Source organism: Streptomyces milbemycinicus (assembly GCF_002154605.1).
Taxonomy (GTDB): Bacteria; Actinomycetota; Actinomycetes; order Streptomycetales; family Streptomycetaceae; genus Streptomyces; species Streptomyces milbemycinicus.
Genome location: NZ_MUNE01000548.1, coordinates 1 through 1,454 on the forward strand (window position 1 = coordinate 1; position 1,454 = coordinate 1,454).

1 protein-coding gene and 1 pseudogene are annotated in these 1,454 nt (G+C 68.2%); one reads left to right on the top strand and one right to left on the bottom strand.

Annotation, left to right across the window (positions count from 1 at the left end; all coding sequences use genetic code 11):
* A pseudogene (locus tag CCN51_RS56670) lies at window positions 1–527 on the bottom strand (hypothetical protein); the annotation flags it as partial.
* Window positions 528–724: 197 nt separating this feature from the next.
* Here CCN51_RS56670 and CCN51_RS37480 point away from each other — a divergent pair.
* On the top strand, window positions 725–1,454 hold a 730-nt coding region (locus tag CCN51_RS37480; protein WP_245881752.1), incomplete at its 3' end, for a cytochrome P450 family protein.

Consider the following 1,454-nt stretch of genomic DNA (forward strand, 5'->3'; position numbering starts at 1 on the left):
TGGGATTGGTTCGGGTCGGGCTGGGGTTGTTGCTGCTGATTCGGGTCCGGCTGGGGTTGTTGCTGCTGGTTGGGGTCCGGTTGCGGTTGGGATTGGTTGGGGTCGGGCTGGGATTGGTTCGGGTCGGGCTGGGATTGGTTCGGGTCCGGCTGAGGCTGCTGGGTGTCCTGCGGTGGCGGTTGGGGCGGGGGCTGTGCGGGCGGTGGCTGGTCTGAGGGCTGGTCCGAGGGCTGGTCGGACGGCGTATCGGGCGGGGGCTGATCCGGCGTGGACGGCTGCGCTTCAGGAGGAGTGGCCGAGTGGGACTGGTGTTTAGGGGATTTGGATTTGGATTTGTGTTTGGATTTCGATGGAGACGGCGACTTGGTCGAGGAATGGGATTCCCGTGGCGTGGTCTTCCCGGGTGTGGAATCTGCGCTTGCGGCGTAGAAGAAGATCGCGAAAGTGACCAGGGCGACCACCGCGAAGAAGATGCCGATAATGAGTGCGGAACGACGCGAGGTAAAGCGCGGTGAATGCAGGCTCATATCTCCATCCTTCCCTCGCCTCTACTCTGCGCTGGTCATCGGCCGCACACCTCCCCCGAGAGCATGGAATGCACCCCTACCTTTGGGGGGCACGAGTGGTAGCAGCGGATATTCGCGTCGGCATCCGCGGCCGTCCGGGCCGCCGGTGAAACCGCCCCGAAACCGCGGTGAAGGCCGCCGCCCGCAAGATCTGCGGCATGACCTCACCACACAGCACGGCCACCACCACCGCCCCCGTCCATCTCACCCCCGAGCTCGTCGAGGACCCGGTCGGCGCCTACGCGGAATTCCGTGCGCAGGACCAGCTCCCCCAGGTGGTGCTGCCGGGCCTGACGACCCCGGTCCGGCTCGTCACCCGCTACGCCGACGTCAAGGCGGCGCTGGCCGAGCCGCGGCTCATCCGGGACCGTTCGAAGGTGCCCGGCGGGGCCGGGGGAGGGGATCCGCAGGCCGAGCTGGTGGAGGCCGCGTTCGAGGGATTTCCGGCCGAGTACGCGAAGTACGTCGCCGGTCACCTGGCGCTGTTCGACGGTGAGGACCACGCCCGGCGCCGCGCCCCGCTGACCCGGGCGTTCACCGCCCGGCGTATCGCGGCGCTGCGGTCGTTCGTGGAGCGGACCGCGGAGGACCTGATCCGGGGGTTGACCGAGAAGGGCGAGGCGGATCTGCTGGGTGAGTTCGCGTATCCGCTGACGACCGTCGTCATCTGCGAGCTGGTCGGCGTCGACGAGGCGGACCGGGGCCGGGTGTGCGACTGGATACGGGACTTCGCGTACGGCGACGGCAGCCGGATGGCCGACGGACTTGTGGGCATCGTGGACTATGTCAAGGAGCTGATCGCGCGGCGGCGGGCCGAGCCCACCGACGATCTGATCTCCGCCCTGATCGAAGGTGGCGGGGACAGCAAGGGCGGGGACAGCAAGGGCG